Origin of the sequence: Legionella antarctica, from assembly GCF_011764505.1 — a bacterium.
GTDB lineage: Bacteria > Pseudomonadota > Gammaproteobacteria > Legionellales > Legionellaceae > Legionella > Legionella antarctica.
The window spans coordinates 2674710-2699446 of the sequence record NZ_AP022839.1 but is presented as its reverse complement, the minus strand read 5'-3'; the positions used below and the strand labels follow the sequence as shown (position 1 = coordinate 2699446).

The window sequence follows — 24737 nt, the reverse complement described above, 5'->3', positions numbered from 1 at the left end:
CTCACGTGGTTATTATTAACATGGGTGGTTTGGTGTTATTTTTGTTCATAAGTAAATATTTAGTACGAAGTATACTTGTTTAATGTTAAGGAAATATTGTATCCTGTCAGAATCGCCGGGTAAGTGTCTGCCACTGAGCCCGGACTAATCCGAGCCGCGCGCGTCAGCAAGCGGAATTATCTCGAGATGCTTATGTGGTGCATGGAACCTGCCGCACTTTAAGTAAGATTAATTCAGCCAATGATGGCATTTCAAATTTTTTAGTCACCCTATCGTAAATATACTGATAAACGTTAACTTTCAGTTTTCTGGCCGTCTGTACAATCGTGGCAAACGTATCCTTTGATTTGGTGCCATTTTGGGAGACCGTTTGGAGATTGATGTCGCGTATCCTTGCTTGAAACCGTGTCCCTAATTCAGAGGCATTGTTGTGCAATGGCAGAAATGGATGGTCTAACACCAATAATAACGCTTGTTTTTTAGCACGTGTCTTTGCAATGCGTTGATCTAAAACATCATAGCCTGTCGTGGTTGCGAACAAAGTATCAAATTGCATTGATAGTTGTTGGGCCATTGATTGAGATGGAGCCGTCTTGTAAGTCAATAATGCATGGTAGAAATCCCATAATTGCTCAAGAAATACAGCCAATATATTCTGATTCATATCTGAGAATGGAGTGAGTTTTTTATAATGACGACCTTCATGGATCCAGCACAGCGCATGATGTAGGGCCAATTTATTAAACTGAGGCGCATCATCTGTCATTAAATAATGGATGAAGTATTTCGAGTGCTGATAATAGGCAAGAGCTGCTGACTCAAGAATTATGCGTCGATTCGTGCTGTGTTTTTTTGGATTTGGAAAAAGTGTTCCCATCAAACTATCGATTGATTCACGTGTGAGGGGTTGTGCATGCAGCATTGGTTTAATTTGATCCAACCATTTTTTTGCGAGACCAAACTCATCCATTAACTCATAAGCCTCCTGATTAAACATAAACTTTAATTGGTCTCGACACAGCAACTCCAATAAGGTCAAGCGATCTTTTTTACGACGAGTGAAGTATGCTGTAAAAAAGTCATTACATAAAACATGGGTGTAGTGATTTTTGCCGTTAACACGACTGCCTGTGTCATCCATCTGCTGGTACAAGCCTGCGTTGCTACCGGCATCGACAATATCTTCTTTTTCCTGATGAAAAATATCATTGCCTTCTGTCAGCATGGAAGCAATTTTACCATGTGATATTTGAATACCACATGTTTTTAAAAAGCGCTCAATGGCGCTCTCCGTCATCCCTGCATCACGGTATAATGTGATGACCAGCGCTTTAACCCCAGGACCAAATTCACTGCCCTTATATTCGCCAGGAATCGGCGCAATAAAGGTTTTTTTCAAAGATGGTGAGTAATACGTTTCCAGCTTGAATTCAACATTATCCGTGATGATTTTTAGATCCTGGATGATTCGAATCTCAAAACCCTTGAACTTGGCGTCATCTGGCAGCGTTGCTTTGTCCAGAGCAATCGTAACACGTCTATCAATACGTACGTTTTTTTTGTCTTTGCCTGTGTTTTTATTGTTCCCTTTACCACGTTTATTGCGATCTCCTTCAGATGAATGATTGGAATTGCCTGTATTATCGCCATTGCTACCTTTGGATTGACCGCGAATATTAGGTTTGCCCTGTTCACCCTTAAGGCGGTTTATCTCATCACGTAATACTTGGTTTTCCTCTCTGAGCAAAGCATTTTCTTCGGCAAGCATTTCGACCAAATTAACCAATACCTTAATGATAGTCACGGCCTTTTTGTCGGCAAGACTATCGATATCTTTTGTTAACTCATCTAAAACTTGTTTGATTTCTTGGCGTTTCATCATCTACCACTGCGTTACTAATGCTGATACGGCAATCATAACATGACTTTTTTTGAACGCATTTTTCGAGTTTTAACGCCACTAAGGGCTAAGAAAAAATCTGACCTCAGGAGGGAGATGTTTTATTAGTGAAAGGGGCTACATTGTGATCTTGGGGATCTTAGGGCATGCATATTGCATGACTTACGTTTGATATGGAAAAACATCAGTTTTACAGAAAAACCGTGTCAATAGGTATTTTGAATATTTTTAAAGAATTCCGCTTGCTGACGCGCGCGGCTCGGATTAATCCGGACTCAGTGGCAGACACTTACCCGGCGATTCTGACAGGATACGAAATATTAAATAATATACGCACTAATTGCCTATAAAAATTACATTATTGCCTCAACTTGTTTTGAAGTGAAGAATGAGACATGGGGCGTGCTTAGATGAAAAGTCTGGTAATCTTGAAAATTAGAATTAGTTAAGAGCCAGCGTCAAGCAGACAATTACCAATGACCAGTAAGGATACTGATACTAACTTTCTTCTTAGGACGGAACCAGCCTAGACACTCTAGCAACTTCAGTAATTGCACCACCCTTTATTTGCACTGGATCACCTAGGAAAGCCAAGCACTAAGCAAACTCAGATTTGCCTGTAAATTCTGATTTACGGTACCCTGGACGGTCTTTTACATGCCAGAGTGGCAGCATCATAAAAAAAGGAATCAAGCAGCAAATAAGCAATGTGAGGAAGAAACTATCCCAGCCGTAATTTATAATAATTGCCCCCAAAGGAGCCCCAGCCAGAACAGCTCCTAAACAATAAGCAAAAAATCCGGCAAAGCCTGTTGCAGTCGCTGCTGCTTTTTTATGCGATAACTCCGCACACGCCATACCAATCATCATTTGTGGACCAAAGATAAAAAAACCAAAGAAAAAAAGAAATAAAGAATCGATGAATGGTGTATATCCCCCAGTCAACGTAAATAGCAACAAAGTGGCAAATACACCTGCAGTAAAGAGAACATTGATTGGATTACGTTTCCCTTGAAATATTTTATCAGAAAGCCAGCCGGCCACCAGACTTCCAAAAAAACCACCAACCTCAAACCATATGACACAACTACCTGCCGTGATTAAGGAATAATCCTTCACTTCCGTTAAGTACATCATGCTCCAGTCATTAATGGCCGTTCTGACAATGTAAATAAACAAGTAAGAAATGGAAAGTATCCAGATATATGGGTTGCTTAACACATAATTCCAAAGAATTTCTTTGACAGAGAGTTCTGTTTTTTCCTGGTGGTGATTTGCTAAGCCAGAAAAATCTTCTCGGTATTGCTCGATCGCAGGTAAACCAAGTGACTGAGGAGTATCTCTTAAGCGATTGATCAAAAAAATACCTCCTAAAATGCAGATGATCCCAGGCACAAACATGGCCGAACGCCAGCCGAAATACTGCGCGCACATGGCAACAATTAATGGAATTAATGCACCACCAACGTTATGTGATGTATTCCAAATGCTCCACCAACGACCACGTTCGGATTGAGAATACCAATGCGTTAATAATTTAGTACATCCTGGCCATCCCCACCCTTGAAACCAACCATTTAATCCCCAAAAAATAGCAAATAACCACCAGGTGGAAGACAAACCAAACAAAATATTAAAAATACCTGTCAAAATTAGCCCAATCGCCATTAAATAACGAGGATTTGACTTATCACCAAGAATTCCACTCAAAAATTTGCTGATGCCATAACTTAAGCTTAAAATGCTAGCAATCATTCCCAGTTCAGTTTTCGTCATCCCCAAGGTGCTTTGTAATGCAGGCATCGCAAAGATAAAACTTTTTCGCGTAAAATAAAACAAAACATACCCTATATACATTGCATAAAAGGTGCGAATACGCCAATAACGATATTGCCGTGTAACAATGTTTTTATCCTGAATTTGATGAAGATAAGGAGCAGGTTTTAGAAAACTCAAAAATGCCATGATGGTCCATATCATGATAAAAAATAAGATTAGAATGGAACTGGTAAAGTATGTCAAATCTTTCTAAGGAAAAGATAGCGTTATCATACCTGTTGATAATTATTTAAAAATTTAAATGGAATTCTTGTGAAATTATAAATAAGCTACACCATTTGCCTAAAAAGGGATTTGTTGGAATGAAAGAAATTATTAGTTTATTAGAACACGATCAAATCGATCTTGCTATTGATAAACGTTCTGCAGTTATAATGGTTTTAAGAAGAAAATTTCGTACTCAAAAAGATTGGATTATTACTTCTTTTAACCAATATCACTTTACTGAAGAAGAGTCGGAAAAAATCCAACAAGCCATTCTAAATGGGGACCTTCGAATAACAGATCTTCTAAAACGTCCATTTTCCCACTATTTTTGGAGTTTCCTTACCTTTAAGTGGGGAGAGATACTTTCGGGTGGAAAAAGATTACCTAAGCAAGAGGTTTTACAAATTGCTGCCTACTCTTGCAATAGCCAAGAATTTGCAAGAACCCCCATTCAAAATAGAAACAGGCTGATTAAAGGAGTGCCTTTAGTCATTGGCAAAGTCGTCACCTCCATGGCACTTTGTATGGTATTTTGCCTGGGATTAATAAGTACTTTAGGAGCTCCCTTTGGCTTTTGCCTTGGCTTAGCAATAGTACTTTCCTTATGTAACGGAATTGTTTGTCTATTAAGTCGTGGTCAAGCCATGCTCGATAGTGCTGGCTTTCAGCCTCAAAAACAAAAAACGTTTAAGACCATCGAAGAAAATATACAAGAAAAAACGATATTCGATAGGGGGCAGAAAGTATTTTTTGGTATGGTGACATTGTTGGCATGCATTTCTGCAGGCATTTCTGGATATGCTGGTCTCATAGGACTTCTCACGTTCTTGGGGGCAGGTGTGATCGCCTCTAACCCTCTGGTTTTGATAGTTACGATTGGTTTATCTGTGATTACAGCTATCTCTTTTTATTCGTTTCAAGCTGTAGGCATACGTGAAAATTATGCAAAATTTAAAAATCTTTTTATTGAAGATTATAAAAAACCCTATGGTCTTTTGCGATGTGTCTTGTTAGGAATCATAAGTACGATCTTTTTAGCTGTTTATGCTACGCTAACCTGGTTTACTACGGTATCAGGGGTTAATAAGCTATTCAATGCTTTAGCTGCAAATCCTGATACCTTTTTAGCACATGTTCTTTCTATGATATGTACATCGACAACCATGGTTGTTAATACTTTTTCACAAGTATATAAAGTATTTAACCCGAAAACGTATGTCGATCTAAAAGAAAAATTTGAATCAATACATCAACCATCGGAAGAATACCAAACAAAAGCACAAAAGATAAAGTATGGAGTCATCAACGTGCTCAAATTATGTGCTTTGATAGGTGATTCTCTTGCTTATTCTGTTGCCGGTGGAATCCGAAGCGGAATTTATGTTGGTGAAGCTCTGGGAGAAACAATAGGGGCAAAACTCGCATTAACCATAACCATGGCAATCCTGTCTCCAGTTATTTTAGTATTCGTGTCGATAGCTTTTACTTGGCCTACCGTTTTTCACAGAAAAAATTCGACTCAATGTCCCTTACAGATGGAGGAGCCATCGATAGAACAAATGAGTCAAAGTCATACTCCAGATGCACTTCAAAATAATTCTCTATTATCAACATCAGACGACAGATCTAAAATTAGGCAAGGTGGGCTAAGATTTTTTGATGCAAGGTTGAGTAAAGAGAGTATTCTTGAGCCCAATTGTAACCCTGTTGTAGCAAGAGGAACAGTTTTGACATCCTAGCTTTAAATGAGTGCATTAAACGCTAGCCACTTGCTGGGAGAGAATCTAGTGATGATTTTGTGGGGAAACTGGAAGGTATTTAGTCGAAAAGGTGGGTAAAATTACCTATTGCATAAATAGCTCTTTTATTGTTTGGGTTATTTATCAGTTCTCTTTAGCTGCTTAAATGGCTCCTAAAGAGCTTCCTCTAATCTATTCTATCAAGGCAAAAGTTCTTTTCCGATATTTGGCTTATTAGCCTGGGGTACTAAAGTCGAGTATAGATAGAGGTTAATGAAACCATGCTGTATTATATATTTGCACATTGTTATCTATATGATAGAATGCTCGAAAATAATTCACCATGGTAAAAATATGTTAAATCAATTCATCTATCTTTTTCTAACAGATCTTTGCAGAGTGCCATTTCAACATGACTATAAAAGTTATGCTAAAGAAGAGCCTGGATATGGGGCTTCTATGTTGCAAGCTTACCTTACCGCATTTAAAACCAAGAAAGATGGAAAAATAACTGAAGGCTTAATCAAAAGCATCCATAAAGCAGCCATGAATTTTAATCCCAGTTCAAATCCAGGTGAGTATAAAAATGATTGGGGGAAATTTGAAATTGCTCCTTCTACAAAACATAATTTAAAAAACGAAGAGTTTGGGGTTCCAACATATAGTGTAACTGACGCTGGAATGGAAGAATTTATAAAATATTGGATGAAAGAAAATCACAATCCAATTCATGCCCTATGTTTTGAGGTAATGGATAATATAGAAAACGCTCCTTGTTACGTGTTTGAAAATAACCCTAAAGGTTTGAAATATCTTCAGATAATGGCCAGTAAAAATTCAACTATTTCTCATGTGGTTAGTACGGAAGCCGGCCTTGAGTTGATTCATCAATTATTACTTAAATTAGAGTATCAATGCGAAGTAAACTGTATGATCCATGAACCCCAAGAAAAACTACAGACTTTAATAGCCATTAGAATGCAAGAGCTTATTACCAGTTATGATAAAGAAATAAAACTAGCCAAGTCTGATGATGAAAAATTAATAGCAATCGTTCACTTTGTGCAGCGTATGGAGCAATTACATCCTTTTGCAGATGGTAATATCAGAACAGCTAATATACTGCTTAATAAATTGCTTCGCGATCATGGTTTTTCTTTGACTGTAATGATGAATCCTAACAGCCTTGATGGTTTTTCAACGACTGAATTAGTTGATATGGTTAAACAAGGGCAGACTCACTATCAACAAATTACCCAGCATCAAAATGGGAATTTAACACTTTTAACACCAGCAGCAATTAATATAAAACTCAGATCAATTACCTGTAGCCCTCAGGAGCTTCACGATATTGAAGATCAATCATTAATTTCCTCGTTTATCGATTGCGTGATAAAAGACAATCCTGAAAGTTTAGTTACTAATCGATATTGTTTCTTAGCTGATAAAACAACATCTAAAGTTTCTCTAATACTCGAACAATTATCTTTAATAATAAACGTAAATGATAAAAAAAATGAACCATTTATTTCAGCAATAAAGGCTGAAAAATTCAATTTAGCTCTTCGTAAAGCTTGTTCCGAGTTTAAGGAAGAAATCATTCAAATCTTCTTAAATGATCACTCCGTCTTATCCTTGGACTTTACTGAAAAATCATCTAATGGAAAGACCCCTTTTGATTGGATTGATGTAAATAAGGCTCTTAGCCCTAATGAAAAAAAGTTAATTAAAAGTACTATGTTATCATTAATGTCAAAAGAAAAATTGACACTGTCTTCCTCTGCAGCTAATTCTCCCTTAGATAGTAAACAAGAAGATGGCATAGAAAAAAAGAGCTTCAGCCCACCACCTCTCTAGAGTTCAATAACAATGTATTTTTATATGTAGGAAATTACCCCTATGTGCTTTTTAGCTCATAGGGATATAAAATGCTTGCATAGCGATTAACGTTCTTTTTCTACACCTAAATCATGATTTTTCATTCTAACCGCCAAAGAATGGACAAACTGTAAGGTAAGCGCATAATTAACCCCACCTTTTCACTCACCAAAAAACTATAGAAACTCTTCCTTATTTATTTTTAAAGGAGGAATTAATGAGCAGCGCAAATAAATCAACGAGCGGGCCTGGTTTTTGGCAAAATCATTCAAAATTCTGGCTGGAAAGCGGATTAACGCAACAGGCCTATTGTGAGCAGGAAGGGATAAGTTTTCGTAGTTTTATTTATCAACACAACCGACTTTCCAATAGGAAGAAGCAGACATCACCTCATTTTGTAGAAGCCATCCCTGCAACGGCAAGCAGGAATAATCAGGCAACCGGCATCCAATGAAGATAGCCCCATATCTTTAGCCTGATTTTCAATAGCATATATTTTTTTGATAAAACTGATTGCCTGATGGCTCTTGACCAATTTTCTTCTGGCAACCGCATTCGCAGCTTTTATCCGCGTCATCGATATCATGAATGATTTCTTCTCTAATCGACGGTACCAGAGGGTAAAACTCTGTTCTTCATAATACAATCCTTTAAGCTTTTAGGCGCAGGGGCTTCTGAATAAAAACAGATGTCCTTCCATTACATCCATGTTGAAAATTTCCTAGAAAAAATGGCTAAAGTTCGGATTAACTTTATTCAGCTGGCTCTATAGTTTTTTTTTGTGCCGATTGATATCGAGCCTTATTTTCGATATCTATATAACGATCTGTTGTGGCACTGGAACTATGTCCCGCATCATCTCTAACATGTTCACGCGGTCGGATTTTAACATCTTCGGAGATACCCGTATGCCTGAGCCAGTGAACAGTTGCCGCAGATAAGTTATCAGCCTCATCAGTGACCCCACTACATCTAAGTTGTTCTGCGGCCAAGTCAAAGCATCGCTGGATAATACGTCGAATAGGAGCCGTATCGCTCAACGGTCCATTACCACGTAATTTAGGCAGTAGCGGTGAGTTATCTGCTGGAGAGGGTAAGGGAGTTAATCCCAGAAAAATCCGCCAGCGCATCAAACAATGTAACATGTCATCACTTACAGCAACCTGTCGTTCTTTATTTCCTTTACCTACGGTAGTAAACCACCAGTGTCCATTACTGTCTTTAGCAAAATCATTCATACTGGGTATCCATCTATCGCTTGCAGCAAGCTCGGAAATGCGTAAATACATACCAAATAAAAGACTCAACATAAAACGAGTTCTTTCATGTTTTTCGGGTGATTCAGTTGCCAGAGATTCAGCCGCCTGTAATACCGCATTCCACTGCACCATGCTTAAGCGACGAACAGGAGTATTCTGTTGTCGTTTACGGATAAATTTACTCTTTTGGCGAATTAATGCCACGGGATTTGATGTCAGATACTCTTCAGCAATTAAAAAATTGAACAAGGTGCTCAAAATGGCAAAAATTTCCTGAGTAGCTCCTTGAGATAAGCCAAATAGCTCGATACTGGCAGTCTGTCCATTTTTTCTTGCAGACTTAGTCACGGAGGCGACAAATGGAGTCCATTCTTCATTAGGTATGCGTTTGCCATCTTTTTCAATAAAACGAGGAACTTTTTTTAAACTTATCCATGACTTAGGGGGGCTTTGACAAAAATGAATGTATTGTTCTATATCTTCCCGCTTTAATTCATCTATAGTTTTATTCATGATTAACCAGGACCACTGCAATAACCGCTCAGCTTCTCGTCTGTAACTGTTAAATGTTCCCTGGCTTCCAGTGTAGCTTTTAAGAAAATTTAAAGTGTAATTAAAGTCATTTTGAAAGCGTGTTTCAGGAATTACTACATTTTCATGATTTCTGTGTAAATGGGTCAGATTGTCAAATAACGGCAATAATTTGATTTTCATGGGATCTGCGAATAAAAAATAATAATTAATGCTAGCTGAAAAATACCTATTTAGATAGAAACAGTTTATTTTGTTTAAAGATATTTCAATATTTTTAATTAATTTGAAATGAATTAAAATTTAATGATTCAGGATATTGACCTTAAGGATATCACCTAGTATTATCTGCGCTCTGTCCTTGGGACGGGTAACGGGGTGTAGCGCAGTCTGGTAGCGCGCCTGCTTTGGGAGCAGGATGTCGGGGGTTCGAATCCCTCCTCCCCGACCATTTAGCGCCCGTAGCTCATCTGGATAGAGCATCGGCCTTCTAAGCCGAGGGTAGCAGGTTCGAATCCTGCCGGGCGCACCAGCCGTCTAAGTATTAAAATAGATAAATGCTGGCAGTAAATTATGGTGAGCGTAGCTCAGTTGGTAGAGCCCCGGGTTGTGATCCCGGTTGTCGTGGGTTCGAATCCCATCGTTCACCCCACAACATGTTTAAAAGCAGTCTACCGCTAAAGATTCCATCTGACTCTTTACAAGACTGAATTACTGATTGATAATCCAACCTGATTTGCGAAAGTGGCGGAATTGGTAGACGCACTGGATTTAGGTTCCAGCGGGGCAACCCGTGAGAGTTCGAGTCTCTCCTTTCGCACCATTTCATGATAATTTCCAAGAGGTGAATTGATGCAAGTTTCTGTTGAGACCCTAAAAGGTTTGGAGCGTAAGGTAACAGTTTCTGTACCTACAGAGAAAGTTGAGGAAGAAGTGAGCTTGCGTCTCAGAAATCTTGCTCGCAAAGTTAAAATTGATGGTTTCCGTCCTGGTAAAGTACCTATGGATGTTGTTAAAACCCGTTATTCAGATAGCGTTCGTGAAGAGGTAGCCAGAGAAATGGTACAATCTACATTATTCGAAGCGCTTCAAAAAAATGAACTGGTTCCAGCTGGTTACCCAGCTGTTGAGCCTGAACAACTCGAGCCAGGTAAAGACTTCAGATACACCGCTGTATTTGAAATATTGCCTGTATTTGATATTGTTGAACTCAATCAGGCCGAAGTTGAATTGATACGCTCTGAAGTAACCGACAAAGATGTTAAAGACATGTTGGAAAAATTAAGAGAACAAAACAAGGAATGGCACGAGGTTTCGCATGCTGTTAAAGCAGGTGATAAAGTTATTATCGACTTCCAGGGATTTATGGAAGATAAACCTTTTGAAGGTGGAAGTGCTGAAGGACATGAGTTAGTTATTGGCTCTGGTGCAATGATTCCTGGATTTGAAGATGGAATTATCGGTGGTAAAAAAGAGAAGCCTTTTGACATAAAAGTTAATTTCCCCGCTGATTATGGCCATAAAGAGCTGGCTGGTAAAGAAGCTACATTTAAAATTACTATTCAAAAAGTCATGGAGGGTAAATTGCCTGTACTTGATGAAGCCTTTGCAGAAAAATTTAATATCAAAAAAGGTGGCGTAGAAGCCCTGAGTAAAGACATTAAAGACAACATGACTCGTGAGTTAGAAAGACGGGTTGGCATGATGAACCGAGAAAAACTGTTCGATGCATTAATGAACGTGAATAAAATTGATTTACCATTGGCATTGATTGACAAAGAAATCGAACATTTGAAGCATGATATGTATCATCGCCTATTTGGACATGAGCACAAAGATAATGAACAAATTCCTGATTTTCCCAGAGAGCTATTTGAAGAACAGGCAATGCGTCGCGTTCATCTTGGTTTACTCTTTTCAGAATATGTCAAAAAGCATCAAATAACAGCTGAAAAAGAGAAAGTGAATGCCATGATTGATAAATTTGCCAGTGCTTATGAAAGCCCTGAGGAACTTCGTTCCTGGTACAACAGCAGCAAAGAACATATGGCTGAAATCGAGGCTTTAGTGATGGAAGATTTAGTGGCGGATAAAATAGCTGCAGATGCCAAGCTAAAACATAAGACTATGGAATATGATTTAGTGATGAATCCGAAAAAGGATACTGAAAATAAAGGAGAATAAGCATGCCAGGTTATTCAGATAACATAATACGCAATGCTAGTGGTTTAGTTCCAATGGTTATTGAGCAAACATCTCGTGGTGAACGCTCTTATGATATTTACTCAAGATTGTTGAAAGAACGTATCATATTTCTTTTGGGTGAAGTTGAAGATCACATGGCTAATTTAGTCGTTGCTCAATTGCTGTTTCTTGAGTCTGAAAATCCTGAGAAAGATATATCTCTTTATATCAATTCTCCTGGTGGCGTAGTAACTGCAGGTCTTGCAATTTATGATACCATGCAGTTTATAAAGCCAGATGTGAGTACTTTATGTATAGGGCAAGCAGCGAGTGCTGCAGCCCTGTTGCTCTGTGCTGGTGCTGATGGAAAAAGATTTTGTTTGCCAAATTCCCGGGTGATGATTCATCAACCTTTAGGTGGTTACAGGGGGCAGGCTACAGATATTGAAATTCATGCTCGTGAAACGTTAACGGTAAGAGAGCGGTTGAACAGCATTATGGCAAAACATACCGGAAAAACATCAGATCAGATCATGCGTGATACAGAACGTGATAATTTCATGAGTGCTACACAGGCTGTTGATTATGGACTGATAGATAAAGTGCTCTACGATAGAGAGTTGTTAGCTGGTAAAGTCGAGTAAGTTAGTACTTTGGGGTCGATTGGATGTTTTAAAATCCTTAAATTGGCCCAAACATAGTAGCTAGTCTTTTCCCGATTGACTAAAATTTTACATGTATATTACTTTATTTATGTAATAGCTGTAAGAAGGGGTTTGGTTATGAGTAAATCCGGTAACGGAAGTGGAGATAAAGTTCTGTATTGTTCTTTTTGTGGCAAGAGTCAGCATGAAGTAAAAAAACTAATTGCTGGTCCTTCTGTGTTCGTTTGTGATGAATGTGTTGAATTATGTAATGATATAATTCGAGAGGAAACTCATGAAACTCATGAAGAGACAGAAACACATCTACCCCCACCAAAAGAAATTTCTAATTTCCTGGATGAATATGTCATAGGACAGCCTCATGCCAAGAAAGTCTTGTCAGTAGCTGTTTATAATCATTACAAACGCTTACAACATAAGAGTGAAGATGGGGTAGAGCTTGGAAAAAGTAATATTTTACTTATTGGTCCAACAGGGAGTGGTAAAACTCTACTGGCACAAACCCTGGCTCGCATCCTGAATGTTCCTTTTGCCATGGCTGATGCTACAACGCTGACCGAAGCAGGCTATGTTGGTGAGGATGTAGAAAATATAATTCAGAAACTATTGCAAAAATGTGATTATGACGTTGATAAGGCACAACAAGGGATTGTTTACATCGATGAAATTGATAAAATTTCACGTAAGTCAGACAATCCTTCAATAACAAGAGATGTATCTGGAGAAGGCGTCCAACAGGCATTGTTAAAATTAATTGAAGGTACTATTGCTTCTGTACCTCCTCAAGGTGGTCGTAAACACCCGCAACAAGAGTTTTTGCAGGTTGACACTGCAAACATTTTATTCATATGTGGTGGTGCTTTTGCTGGTTTGGAAAAAGTAATAAGAGAACGAGGCGATAAGTCTGGTATTGGATTTTCTGCCCAACTTAAAAATAAAAAAGACACGAGTAATGAAATCTCAAAAGTTCTAAGCCAGTTAGAGTCTGATGATTTAGTTAAATATGGGTTAATTCCTGAGTTTGTAGGGCGTTTACCAGTAGTTACTACTTTGCAGGAGCTTGATGAGGCTGCTTTGATTGATATTTTAACCAGCCCTAAAAACGCATTAACAAAACAATTTCAATCTCTTTTCAAAATGGAAGGTGTTGAGCTGGAGTTCAGAGAAGAAGCTCTGATTGCAATTGCAAAAAAAGCTTTGGATAGAAAAATGGGTGCTCGCGGCCTAAGAGCTATACTTGAAAATATTCTTTTAGACACCATGTATGACCTACCTTCTCTTGAAGGTGTAAATAAGGTGGTTATTGATGAGAGTGTAGTTAATAATTTGTCGAAGCCTATTCTCATTTATGAACAAGATGAAATGAAAAGTGCATCAGGTGGCAAAGAATAAGAAAGTTCAAAAGATTTCCGTAGCTACGTTGCTGCGGAAATTTAATTTCATCCTTTTTAAATTATTGAGACAAAAATTTTATCGAAAGATAAGATTTTTTAATCTATCTGGAAGGACTGGGTACAAAAAAATCCATAAGTTAGCTCTCACATAACGAATTGTTCATAAGCTCTAATATCTGTATACTCATAAAAAAAGCAGCAAAAAACTATAATTAAGGCTTTTCGTTTGAATAAGGGTTCATTATGTCTTGTGAAAATGAAATAACATCGAATGAGACTGTAAATATGTCTAACTTACCTGTATTGCCATTAAGAGACGTAGTGGTTTACCCGCATATGGTTATTCCTCTTTTTGTCGGTCGTGGTAAGTCAATTAAAGCTTTGGAAGCGGCCATGCTTGATGCAAAGCAGATCTTTCTCGTTGCCCAGCGAAAATCAGCTAATGATGATCCAACTGCTGATGATATTTATGATGTTGGTACTTTATCCAGTGTATTGCAATTGTTGAAACTACCTGATGGTACTGTGAAAGTATTGGTTGAAGGGGAACAACGTGCCAGAGTGATTCAATATACTCAGGAAAAAGGATATTTAGAAGCGTCATTAGAGCCAGTTGAAGAAGTGAGCTCGGCTCTAGAAGCACAAGAGGTTGACATTTTAATGCGCTCTTTAATGTCGCAATTCGAGCAATATATTAAACTCAATAAAAAAATACCTCCTGAAGTATTATCACCCTTGGCCGGTATTGAAGAGCCGGGTCGTCTTGCTGACACCATTGCTGCTCATTTAGCACTTAAAGTAGATGATAAACAAGATCTGCTTGAGACTACTGATGTTGGCGTTCGGTTAGAACGACTGATGGCGATTATAGAAAATGAAATCGATCTGCTCCACGTTGAAAAACGTGTGAGAGGCAGAGTTAAGCGCCAGATGGAAAAGAGCCAGCGTGAATATTATCTAAATGAACAGATGAAAGCGATTCAGAAAGAATTGGGAGAGTTGGGTGAAGAAGGCAACGAAATAGATCAATTAGAAAATTCAATTAATAAAGCAGGAATGCCTAAAGAAGCCAAAGAAAAATCGCTTGCAGAATTGCATAAATTAAAAATGATGTCTCCAATGTCTGCTGAAGCAACAGTTATTCGTAATTATCTCGATTGGATGCTGATGGTTCCCTGGAAAAAGAAAAATAAAATTCAATTTGACTTAAGTAAAGCAGAACAATTACTTGACAAAGAACATCATGGTCTAGAGCGAGTTAAAGAACGTATTATTGAGTATTTAGCAGTACAGCAAAGAGTAAAACGGTTAAAAGGACCAATCTTATGTTTGGTTGGCCCTCCAGGGGTAGGTAAAACCTCTTTAGGACAATCTATAGCTAACGCTACTGGGCGAACTTTTATTCGTATTGCATTGGGCGGTGTCAGAGATGAGGCTGAAATTCGAGGCCATAGAAGAACATATATAGGTTCTATGCCAGGAAAAATTATTCAGAAATTATGTAAAGCAGGCGTTAAAAATCCTCTTATTATGTTGGATGAAGTCGATAAGATGGCTATGGATTTCCGTGGGGATCCTGCATCTGCACTGCTTGAAGTATTAGACCCTGAACAAAATCATACATTTAGTGATCATTATTTGGAAGTTGATTATGATTTAAGCGATGTTATGTTTATTGCAACAGCTAATTCTTTGGAAATTCCAGCACCTCTGCTGGACAGAATGGAAGTTATTCGTCTGGCTGGATATACCGAGGATGAAAAAATAAGTATTGCTGAGAAATATTTGGTGCCGAAGCAAATTGTGTTAAATGGTTTAAATAACAATGAGATTACAATTAGTGAAGGGGCTATCAGAGATGTAATTCGTCATTATACTCGTGAAGCGGGGGTGAGGAATCTGGAGAGAGATATAGCGAGTATCTGTAGAAAGGTAGTAAAAGATATATTATCCAGCAAGAAAACTAAAAAAATCAATGTGACTGTTAGTAATATTGAGAAGTTTTTGGGTGTTAAAAAATTCAGATATGGATTAGCCGAAGAATTCGATCAGGTCGGACAGGTTACAGGACTTGCATGGACAAGCGTAGGTGGTGAGTTACTTACTATTGAAGCGTCCATGATGCCAGGTAAGGGGAAAGTAACCCATACCGGTCAATTAGGCGAAGTCATGCAAGAGTCAATACATGCGGCAATGACGGTGATGAGAAGTCGTGCTAGTAAGTTTGGTTTGACCGACGATTTTTATGAAAAAAATGATTTTCATGTTCATGTTCCCGAGGGAGCAACACCTAAAGATGGGCCAAGTGCTGGTATAGGTATGTGTACGGTTCTGGTGTCTGTTGTAACCCAAATTCCGGTTAAAGCTGCTGTTGCGATGACAGGAGAAATTACGTTGCGAGGGCAAGTTCTACCAATAGGCGGCTTAAAAGAGAAATTATTAGCTGCGCATCGCGGGGGGATTAAGCATGTGCTTATTCCGGAGGACAATGTAAAAGACCTGGAAGAGATTCCAGATAATATATTGCGCCAGTTAACTATTCATCCCGTCAAGACGATTGAACAGGTTCTTGAACTTGCTTTACAACGCAGTCCTTGGCTAGATAAGCCAACAAATGTACAACCTGACCCTGTAATAAGTAAAAGATCAAAAAAAATTAAAAATAATGATTTACATGCACATTAATACGGGGTATATTTCACTTCGTTGCCCACTACTGGCGGGCACTGCAAGGATGTACGAACTTGACTGGGGCAGTTAAATCTGTTTAAATCAGCTCCGGAAATATGGATGATTAACTGTAAAGGGGAAAAGATGAATAAGAGTGAATTAGTAGATGCTATAGCAAGCGGATCAGGTTTGACAAAAGCTGACGCAAGCAGAGTTCTTGAAACTTTTATGACTACTGTAACTGATGCCTTAAAAAGTGGCGATCAAGTTGTAATACCTGGATTTGGTTCTTTTTCAACAGGTAATCGTTCAGCACGTACTGGTAGAAACCCACAAACTGGGAAAGCTATTCAAATTAAAGCGTCACGAGTAGCCAAGTTTAAAGCGGGTAAAAACCTGAAAGAAGCAGTACAACAAGCTTAAGTTTTCAGGGTGCTTAGCTCAGCTGGGAGAGCATCGCCCTTACAAGGCGAGGGTCGTAGGTTCGATCCCTACAGCACCCACCATGAAATGGAGTGGTAGTTCAGTTGGTTAGAATACCGGCCTGTCACGCCGGGGGTCGCGGGTTCGAGCCCCGTCCACTCCGCCAGATTAACGCGCCGAAAGGCGCGTTTTTTTTATCAGCTTATGTTATAATTTGTCTTCATCAAGCTTATTTATTATCAAAATGGATCTCGGGAAATGTTGCAGAAGTTAAATGAACGCATACAAGGCGTGGTTGCTTGGTTAGTCATTATATTAATCGCTTTTACCTTTACCCTTTTTGGTTTGGATTATTATTTACAATCTCACCAAACATCCGATGCTAAAGTAGTCGTTAACGATCAATCTATAACCAAACAAGCCTTCGAAACTAACTACAGACGGACTCGTGCTCAGCAGGATATGGCGCAAATGACTGCTGGAGATGAAAAAAATCTGCAAAATCAAGTTCTGAATCAAATGATCACTAATGAAGTGACCGTTCAATCAGCGCGTCACTATGGTTTTGAAGTAAGTCCTGAGCAAGCTAATGCCGCAATTGTTAATATCCCTCAATTTCAGGAGGACGGTCATTTCTCTACTGAAAGGTACCAGCAAGCATTAAGTGGCGCATTATTTACTCCTGAAACATTTCAAAATGAAGTAAGACAAGGGATGTTGCTTAATCAGCAACGTTTTGCTTTTATGGGTAGTTCTTTTGCATTACCTGGTGAGATTAACCGTTTTGTCAGATTATACATGCAAACCCGGGATTATGAGTACCTCACAGTTCCCGCAGCCCGTTTTAAAAAAGAAATTAAAATTTCAGAAGATAAAATCGATGAGTATTATACAAAGCATGAAAAAGAATTTATGATGCCTGAACAAGTCAGCATTGATTTTGTGACGCTTTCAATGGGCGATATACGTTCCAAGATTAAAATTTCTAATGAAGATGTAAAACGTTATTATGATGAAAATCAAAGTAATTTCTTAACACCCGCACAATGGCAAGTAGCTCATATCTTATTCGCTGTTCCGGATAATGCATCCCAAGATGAGATGGAGAATGCTCAGAAAAAAGCTGAAGCAGCATTCGATGAGTTGAAAAAAAATCCTGATCACTTTAATCGTTTGGTGGCATCAAAGTCTGATGATAAATTATCTATCGCAGGTAAAGGGATTCTGCCCTGGATTACTGCCGGTCAAAATGAATATGGCAAGATTTTAGCAGCCATGACGGAGCCAGGAAAAATCTCCAGACCAGAGAAAACAAAGCATGGTTATGAGATTTTTAAATTAATAGCTTATAAGCCAGTAACAATACGTTCTTTAGCTGATGTTGATTCGATGATCAGAGAACAACTATTGACTGATATGGCTCAAACTCAATATGCGCAAGCTCTAGAACAATTATCTGATTTAAGTTATCAGTCCCCTGATTCTCTTACACCAGTTTCAGACGCATTAGACTTAAAAATCCAACATTCTGAACCGTTCTCACGTTTAGGAGGAACAACTCCTCTAGCTCAAAATAAACAAGTGGTTAATGCAGCTTTTAGCCATGATGTTCTTGATCTGGGAAATAACAGCGATCCTGTCCAGCTGGACAATGATTCAGTAATGGTATTGCGAGTGAATGCTCATATACCTGCTAAGCAGCAGCCCTTATTTGCTGTACACGGTGAAATTGAAAAAATTCTTACTAAACAATTAGCTGAAGCAAAAGCGAAAGAGATTGGCTCTTACTTATTGAATCCTGTTGAAGATAAGCAGCAACAAGAATTGATAAGTACCCATAAATTGAAGTGGCATGAAGTAGTAAAAGCTGCTAGAGATAATGAAAAATCCAGTGCTTTAATCAATGATTTAGCTTTTAATTTATTAAGACCAGAAAGTCGCGATGGTATTATTTTAGAGAATGGAGATTATGTTGTTGTACGACTTAAACGTATTAATGATGGACAATTAACGTACCTGGATCAAGAGCAAAGAACTAGCTTAATACAACAAATAGAAGCCAGTTATGGCATGATGGATTATGATTTGTATGTAAACAACTTAACAAAAAAAGCTAAAATTGTGAAGAGTTAATCTTATGCGATATAACGTCTGATAAATAATCTAAAAGCCAGGTTTCTCCTGGCTTTTTTTATTAATAGTACTTGTTATTACAACAAGTTCTGAAAAATTTCCGTGCTTTCTATTGAAGGATACAATAATAAAGTCAATACAACCCCGATCTTAGCGATAAGCTTTGATCGAATAGATCTTAAAACCTGTCTGCATGAATCGAAGTTGAGTTACTTCCACAGGCGTAGTGGTTTAGATTGGTCAGGTTTCATAACGGCTTTTTTCCTTTAATAGCTATTGTGCTTACTGTGTCTGTAACCAAGTGATAAATCATGAATTTGGCTAAGACGATGTACTGAAAAATTTCTATGGAGTATAAAAAAAGAGCTATAAAAGCTCTTTTATTATTGATGTATTTTATTTGAATCCGAGTCCTACATAGCCTATGTTAAATCGCTCATAGTAGAGACTGCGTGATAGCCAGCATCCACATGAACAACTTCACCGGTAATTCCCGATGCTAAATCAGAACAAAGAAATGCTGCAGCATTTCCTACTTCGTCTGCGGTAACATTTCTTTGTAGTGGAGTGATGTTTGCATAAGCGGCCTGGATTTTACGAAAGTCTTTAATACCTGCAGCAGCTAACGTTTTAATGGGACCTGCAGATATTGCATTGATTCTTATTCCTTTTGGTCCTAAGCTTGCCGCCAAATAGCGAACCGACGCTTCGAGACTCGCTTTTGCAATACCCATGACATTGTAATTGGGAACAGCCTTTTCTGCACCATAATAACTTAGAGTTAGTATAGAACCCTGAGTTTTTTCCATCATCGGTAATGCCGCTTGCGCAAGACCAACCAGGCTGTAGGCGCTAATATCATGAGCAATTCTAAAACCTTCTCTGTTGGCACATTCTATAAAGTCACCACTTATTTGATCAGCAGGAGCATAGGCGACAGAATGAATCAAAATATCGAGTTTATCCCAATGTTGATGAAGATTGGTAAAAAGTGTATTGATCTCTTCATCGTGAGCTACATCACAAGGGAAGGTTAGTGTGGAATTGAACTCAGCCGCCATATCTTCAACTCGAGTTTGCAATCTATCATTTTGATAAGTAAACGCTAATTCTGCACCTTGAGCATGTAATGCCTTAGCAATTCCATATGCTATTGAACGATTACTTGCCAACCCAATAATTAATGCTTTTTTTCCCGATAAAAATCCCACTGTATTCTCCTTTCTATTTACTATTTTTTGGTGGTATGAGTTGCCAATAACTCACGCATTTTTGCTTGAATCATTTCAATAGCAATTCTGTTTTCTCCGCCACGGGGAACAATTATATCTGCATATCGGCTTGAGGGTTCAATAAATTGCAGATACATTGGCCTGACCGTTGTTTCATATTGATGAACTACTGATTCAAAAGTTCTTTGTCTTTCAACGACATCTCTCTTTAAGCGCCGTGTCAGACATACATCAAGTGGAGTAGACATAAATATACGAATATCCATAATTTCACGTAGGGCTTTATCGCTAAACAGCAAAATACCTTCTAATACCACAATGGCATGCTTACCTACCGTTCGAGTTTCAGGTAAACGAAGATGTTTCGAATGAGAGTAAATAGGGATGTCTACTGATTTTCCTTCTCTTAACTGGCGTAAATGATCACATAGCAGAGAGTGATCAAAAGAATCAGGATGATCGTAGTTTATTTTTTCTCTTTCAGCGAAAGGTAAATGCCCATTATCTTTATAGTAGGCGTCTTCCGATATAACTACTACTTGTTCGGAACCTAACTCACTAACTATTGTATTGGCTAAAAGACTTTTACCGGATGCAGAAGGGCCGGAAATCCCAATTATTATTGCTTGCTTAGTCATGTTTATATCATTAGAAATTTTGTGCAAATAGTAAGGGTTTTTTGCGTCAAATTCAATCGAATTCTTTGTCAATCAGTAGTCTCCATCCAGGAGCTGAAGCCTAGAGGGAGGTGATTATATGACTGCAGAGTAGCAGTTGAAATTAATTGTTAATTTAGGGCAGAGCATACTGAGCTTCAGGGGCATCATAATCATAGATATCAGCCGCCTGCAATCCAGTTGATATTCCACGGGTGAGCATTGATAAGGCTGCTAAAGGTAATACAATGAGGTTGATAATAGTTTGACACACACGAGAAAAAATTTCTTCGACCATATCCATGGCCCATTTTGCTGATCTCTCATTACCCAAGCAGGTATTGATGCCACTCAAGGCTAAAAAACCGGCGATACCAACAGCAATAACGCAAGAGCCTGCCACTAATGCAAGTGGATCCATTAATGTTAATGCAATCAGTGCTATTGGTTGTAATGTATGGCGCGCGCAAAATACGAATTCCTGTGGTGATTCATAGGGTTTAAAGAACATTTGACTTGTGGTACGGGCATTTCTATCCCAGCTGACTGTATCTTCTAAAAGGCGATTTTCAATGACGGTCGCCGTTCCTGTCAAATGGGCTACATGTAGATCTTTCAGCATACTCAAACTCCTAGTGTAATTTCGTGCAGATTATACTGCATAACAGATCATGAAAACAGCACATATTAAATCTTAAAAATTAAAATTGGGGTGTTACTTTAATATTGGGGTTTCAAATATAAAAAAGTGGACTTTAATCCAATTGTAAACACCAAAAACTCGTTATAAAACAGTAGTATTAATGTCGTGTGAGCCTCTTGCTTACATTTCTAATCCTGGAGTATCCACAGCGTGTATTTGTAATTTAGATGTATTTGCCTCTTCTAATGATCGCTTCATTGCAAAAAAGAGCGGACTTTGATGTTTTATCTGATGACTTGTATAGGATTTGGTAAAACTATATTCATTTGGGTTTTGACTAAATAAAATTAATTGTCGTAAAAAGTTTAAATTTGGATAATTTCCGAATAAATGCTTATAGACAGATTCAATGTCTGCTGCTGAGTCTCCACCTTTATTATGAAGTATATCCCTGGCATATTCTTTATTAATTTCCCCCCATTTTTTAAGAATAATAGCCGCATTTTTAATGAAATAGTTTTTTGCAAAAACAGGATTACTTCTTGTGCTTTCACTAAGAAGAAGATTAGCAAATAAGAATAGTGTTAAAAGTCTGACTTCTTTATAATTTTGGGGGTCAGCAGAGAAAACGGTTGGTAATAACAATTTAATTGGCATGAATATACTGTCGATATTAGAAATAACAAAAAATAGATTCCAACTGTTATATAAATCACGCCATTGTGAATCGATACCAAATTGAGCTATTTTTTTCCTTGTGCTCTCTATTTTTAAATCTGGTAAAAGCTCATAGGCAGAGGTTTCCTGCAAATCAACGCCTTGAGGAAGAATGTGAGATACTAACCTGAAGCTGCTTGCAAATTGTTGCGATTCCATGATCATAATAAGTCCAATGCCAGCCATAGCATTTTCAATTCCGCCTTTGTCTTTGGCATGGCCTGTAGAATCCTCCCAGGTGGCTTCCAATATATTAACACCCATTCCTGGAGCAGTACCTTTTGCTGGGGCCTCGAGTTCAGCTGGATGGATATCTGCATTCCATCCCGATAAATTTTTGTCAGTGATGAAGGCATTGGCATCCGCGACTGTCTCAACTTTTTCTCCCATTAATTTATGAAACAAAATATTAAGCATTCCCGGTTTAATAGACATTAGCTTTAATCGTTCAAATAATGAGGCGGTATAGGGAACGCCAAAAAAGAACTCAGCAACTGGATTGGCGGGGAAAAAAGAAGAGCTGAATCGATTAAGATGATCATAAACATCTTGGGCAAACTCTTTTCCGTTAGCCATGGTAATTGTTATTGCCTCAAAAATCCCTATTAAATTCACTTGTAGCTGCAAAGTATCAGCTATATTTGCAAGTTCATAATCACTGACTAAATCGTTTTCCTGAATAAATGCAAGTAAAGAACATAAAGGATGGTTATTTAAGATACAGATCTTGAGGTGATTGAGTAATGCACTAAGATTAATTTCCTCGGTTGACGCTTTTAAAATAAAATCAGCATACTCTCTATTCTTGGTAGCGAGTGAATGAAGGTTAAGTGTAACCAATAGATCCTTAACTAATTTGGGGTTAGAGCTTTTTATAATAAGTTTTTCAATTCTTAAAAGTAGTGTTTCGGCATGTTCTCGAGTACCCATTTATATAATCCAGAATCAAAATGCATCACTTTACATCATGTTTATTAAGAAAATATTAATTTATTGGTAAATTAAGGTGCATTTTTATCTTTTAGCAGAACCTGTCATCGAGGTTAAAGGTAAGGTATATCAATAATCAAATTGAAATGCTTTATAGGGTGGGCTGTAAGATTTTAGCCATCAAGGTAGGGAAAAAACAAGCCTTTGGATCTCAGCAAAAGCAAATAAGAACAGATTTATGTACGTTAAATCAAAATGAAAAAATACTCGAAAACAAATGCATCCTTGCAGCAGGGGCGGGGTTTGAGGTACTGTGTACTTCCAAATAACCTAACTTGCCATTATACTGGTTCGTTTTTGAATTTGGAATTCGTTTTAAAATTAAGGATTTATATGTCTATAGAATTTTTAAGAAAAATTAAAATACCGATTATTCTTTGCGCAACACTGTTACTTCCGATGTATTTTGGTTCGCAAATTCCTCTTGAGATAAAATCCATTAGCTATGCTTTAAGTTTGAGCATAAAAGGAGTCCTGGAGTTTGCATTACCCTTTATTATTTTTAGTTTTATTTTTTATTGTCTTTCAAACTTACAAAAGGGAGCGCTCTTTTTTGTATTTTTATTAATAGCCTGTATCTTTGTTTCTAATTTTACAGCATTGATGGTGGGTTATAGTTCTGGCTATATTGGCCTTAATCTCTTACATTTTACCGCAACTCACATTGACTCTGCTCCACAATTGGCGCCTGCATGGCACTTTCATCTAACCAAGTTGATATCTAATGACATCGCTTTGTTATGTGGTTTTTCTATTGGCATCTTTTTTTCTGTTTGGCCAAACTCTACAGCAAAAAAAATGGCTACTCACTTTAATGGGCTAGCTAATATCTTTTTAAAGAAAATATTTATTCCTGTTTTGCCGATATTTATATTAGGATTTGTTTTCAAGCTGGAACATGAGCATTTATTAAAAACCGCTTTAAGCTTATATGGCCCTATTTTGATTTTAATCGTTGCTACCCAATGGCTCTATATTGCCTCATGGTATTTTGTTGCGGGCCAATTTTCATTTAAAAAATTCTGGTTTTACCTGCGAAATGTTATGCCTGCCAGTCTGACCGGATTTAGCACTATATCCAGTGCTGCTGCAATGCCCGTGCTTCTACTTTCAACAGAAAAAAATTTGAGCAACTCTGAGCAAGCAAAAATGCTTGTACCTGCTATTATCAATATTCATACTATTGGCAGTGCAATTGGCATTCCTATTTTAAGCCTCGCCACATTGCTGACTTTTGGCTTGCCGATGCCATCACCTTCTGTATTTATTGTTTTTGCCCTTTATACCGCATTGGCGAAGTACGCTGTTGCCGCGGTTCCTGGAGGGGTCATTATCGTAGTTGCTCCTATCTTGGAGGCCCATCTGGGGTTTTCAAGTGATATGGTGGGATTGATTACGGCTGTGTATTTAATTTGTGATCCCTTTGGTACAACGGCCAATGTCACGGCAAATGGTGTTTTTCCTATTCTGTTTACCAAATTACATAAACGCCTCACCCAATCAACCAAATCATTTTATCCTGATGCAGAAACGGTTGATCATACGGTCTCATCACTCTCCGGGTTTGGGAAATCAAGGAACAGTCAACCCACCTAAGCTTACTAGAAGTAGAATAAACACTAAGTCGGGTTAATTGAATGAGTTTTTTAAGTACCGGGGGAAAAGTACTGTCCTCCG

The 24737-nt window shown here is 38.1% G+C and carries 17 protein-coding genes and 6 tRNA genes; 16 read left to right on the top strand and 7 right to left on the bottom strand.

Annotated elements, in window-relative coordinates:
* Window positions 1-190: 190 nt before the first annotated feature.
* Window positions 191-1882, bottom strand: a complete 1692-nt coding sequence (locus tag HRS36_RS12765; protein ID WP_173235423.1) for an IS66 family transposase — start codon at window positions 1880-1882, stop codon at window positions 191-193.
* A 615-nt stretch (window positions 1883-2497) separates the two neighbouring features.
* Window positions 2498-3865 (bottom strand): MFS transporter, encoded by a 1368-nt coding sequence (pgtP, locus tag HRS36_RS12760; RefSeq protein WP_173237602.1) that lies wholly within the window; start codon window positions 3863-3865, stop codon window positions 2498-2500.
* A gap of 176 nt (window positions 3866-4041) precedes the next feature.
* On the opposite strand from pgtP, the gene HRS36_RS12755 reads away from it, so the two are divergent.
* From HRS36_RS12755 to tnpA, 3 genes are all read left to right on the top strand, one after another.
* Window positions 4042-5685: a hypothetical protein gene (locus HRS36_RS12755; protein WP_173237601.1), complete on the top strand. Its 1644-nt coding sequence runs from the start codon at window positions 4042-4044 to the stop codon at window positions 5683-5685.
* 354 nt (window positions 5686-6039) lie between these two features.
* Window positions 6040-7542: a Fic family protein gene (locus HRS36_RS12750; protein WP_173237600.1), complete on the top strand. Its 1503-nt coding sequence runs from the start codon at window positions 6040-6042 to the stop codon at window positions 7540-7542.
* A 238-nt stretch (window positions 7543-7780) separates the two neighbouring features.
* Window positions 7781-8017, top strand: coding sequence for an IS66 family insertion sequence element accessory protein TnpA (tnpA, locus tag HRS36_RS12745; RefSeq protein ID WP_173237599.1), 237 nt, complete (start codon window positions 7781-7783; stop codon window positions 8015-8017).
* A 298-nt stretch (window positions 8018-8315) separates the two neighbouring features.
* On the opposite strand, the gene HRS36_RS12740 is transcribed toward tnpA, so the two are convergent.
* Window positions 8316-9536 carry a tyrosine-type recombinase/integrase gene (locus tag HRS36_RS12740; RefSeq protein ID WP_173237598.1) on the bottom strand — a complete coding sequence of 407 codons (1221 nt, stop codon included), beginning with the start codon at window positions 9534-9536 and terminating at the stop codon, window positions 8316-8318.
* 191 nt (window positions 9537-9727) lie between these two features.
* On the opposite strand from HRS36_RS12740, the gene HRS36_RS12735 reads away from it, so the two are divergent.
* The 12 genes from HRS36_RS12735 (at window position 9728) to HRS36_RS12680 (ending at window position 18822) form a co-directional block, all read left to right on the top strand.
* Window positions 9728-9804 (top strand) — tRNA-Pro (locus HRS36_RS12735).
* Between the two features lie 4 nt (window positions 9805-9808).
* Window positions 9809-9885, top strand: a tRNA-Arg gene (locus HRS36_RS12730).
* A 44-nt stretch (window positions 9886-9929) separates the two neighbouring features.
* Window positions 9930-10005, top strand: a tRNA-His gene (locus HRS36_RS12725).
* A gap of 86 nt (window positions 10006-10091) precedes the next feature.
* Window positions 10092-10176: transfer RNA gene (locus HRS36_RS12720), tRNA-Leu, on the top strand.
* Between the two features lie 29 nt (window positions 10177-10205).
* The gene (gene tig / locus HRS36_RS12715; protein WP_173237597.1) at window positions 10206-11537 is read left to right on the top strand and encodes a trigger factor; all 1332 of its coding nucleotides are present in this window, start codon (window positions 10206-10208) and stop codon (window positions 11535-11537) included.
* Between the two features lie 2 nt (window positions 11538-11539).
* Window positions 11540-12181 carry an ATP-dependent Clp endopeptidase proteolytic subunit ClpP gene (gene clpP, locus HRS36_RS12710; RefSeq protein WP_173237596.1) on the top strand — a complete coding sequence of 214 codons (642 nt, stop codon included), beginning with the start codon at window positions 11540-11542 and terminating at the stop codon, window positions 12179-12181.
* A 138-nt stretch (window positions 12182-12319) separates the two neighbouring features.
* Window positions 12320-13594: an ATP-dependent Clp protease ATP-binding subunit ClpX gene (gene clpX / locus HRS36_RS12705; protein WP_173238524.1), complete on the top strand. Its 1275-nt coding sequence runs from the start codon at window positions 12320-12322 to the stop codon at window positions 13592-13594.
* Between the two features lie 245 nt (window positions 13595-13839).
* Window positions 13840-16281: an endopeptidase La gene (gene lon, locus HRS36_RS12700; RefSeq protein WP_173237595.1), complete on the top strand. Its 2442-nt coding sequence runs from the start codon at window positions 13840-13842 to the stop codon at window positions 16279-16281.
* 129 nt (window positions 16282-16410) lie between these two features.
* On the top strand, window positions 16411-16689 hold the full coding sequence (locus HRS36_RS12695; RefSeq protein WP_173237594.1) for an HU family DNA-binding protein: 279 nt from the start codon (window positions 16411-16413) through the stop codon (window positions 16687-16689).
* 7 nt (window positions 16690-16696) lie between these two features.
* Window positions 16697-16772 (top strand) — tRNA-Val (locus HRS36_RS12690).
* A gap of 6 nt (window positions 16773-16778) precedes the next feature.
* Window positions 16779-16855 (top strand) — tRNA-Asp (locus tag HRS36_RS12685).
* Window positions 16856-16947: 92 nt separating this feature from the next.
* Window positions 16948-18822, top strand: a complete 1875-nt coding sequence (locus tag HRS36_RS12680; RefSeq protein WP_173237593.1) for a SurA N-terminal domain-containing protein — start codon at window positions 16948-16950, stop codon at window positions 18820-18822.
* A 422-nt stretch (window positions 18823-19244) separates the two neighbouring features.
* Here HRS36_RS12680 and HRS36_RS12675 read toward each other — a convergent pair whose 3' ends face one another.
* The 4 genes from HRS36_RS12675 to HRS36_RS12660 form a co-directional block, all read right to left on the bottom strand.
* Complete coding sequence (locus tag HRS36_RS12675; protein WP_173237592.1) at window positions 19245-20033, bottom strand: enoyl-ACP reductase FabI; 789 nt, start codon at window positions 20031-20033, stop codon at window positions 19245-19247.
* 20 nt (window positions 20034-20053) lie between these two features.
* The gene (udk, locus tag HRS36_RS12670) at window positions 20054-20692 is read right to left on the bottom strand and encodes a uridine kinase (protein WP_173238523.1); all 639 of its coding nucleotides are present in this window, start codon (window positions 20690-20692) and stop codon (window positions 20054-20056) included.
* Between the two features lie 154 nt (window positions 20693-20846).
* Complete coding sequence (locus HRS36_RS12665) at window positions 20847-21332, bottom strand: hypothetical protein (RefSeq protein ID WP_173237591.1); 486 nt, start codon at window positions 21330-21332, stop codon at window positions 20847-20849.
* A 201-nt stretch (window positions 21333-21533) separates the two neighbouring features.
* Window positions 21534-23000: a symporter gene (locus HRS36_RS12660; protein WP_197933191.1), complete on the bottom strand. Its 1467-nt coding sequence runs from the start codon at window positions 22998-23000 to the stop codon at window positions 21534-21536.
* A 255-nt stretch (window positions 23001-23255) separates the two neighbouring features.
* Here HRS36_RS12660 and HRS36_RS12655 point away from each other — a divergent pair, with 255 nt between their 5' ends.
* Complete coding sequence (locus HRS36_RS12655) at window positions 23256-24656, top strand: cation:dicarboxylate symporter family transporter (RefSeq protein WP_338033698.1); 1401 nt, start codon at window positions 23256-23258, stop codon at window positions 24654-24656.
* The last annotated feature ends 81 nt before the right edge of the window (window positions 24657-24737 follow it).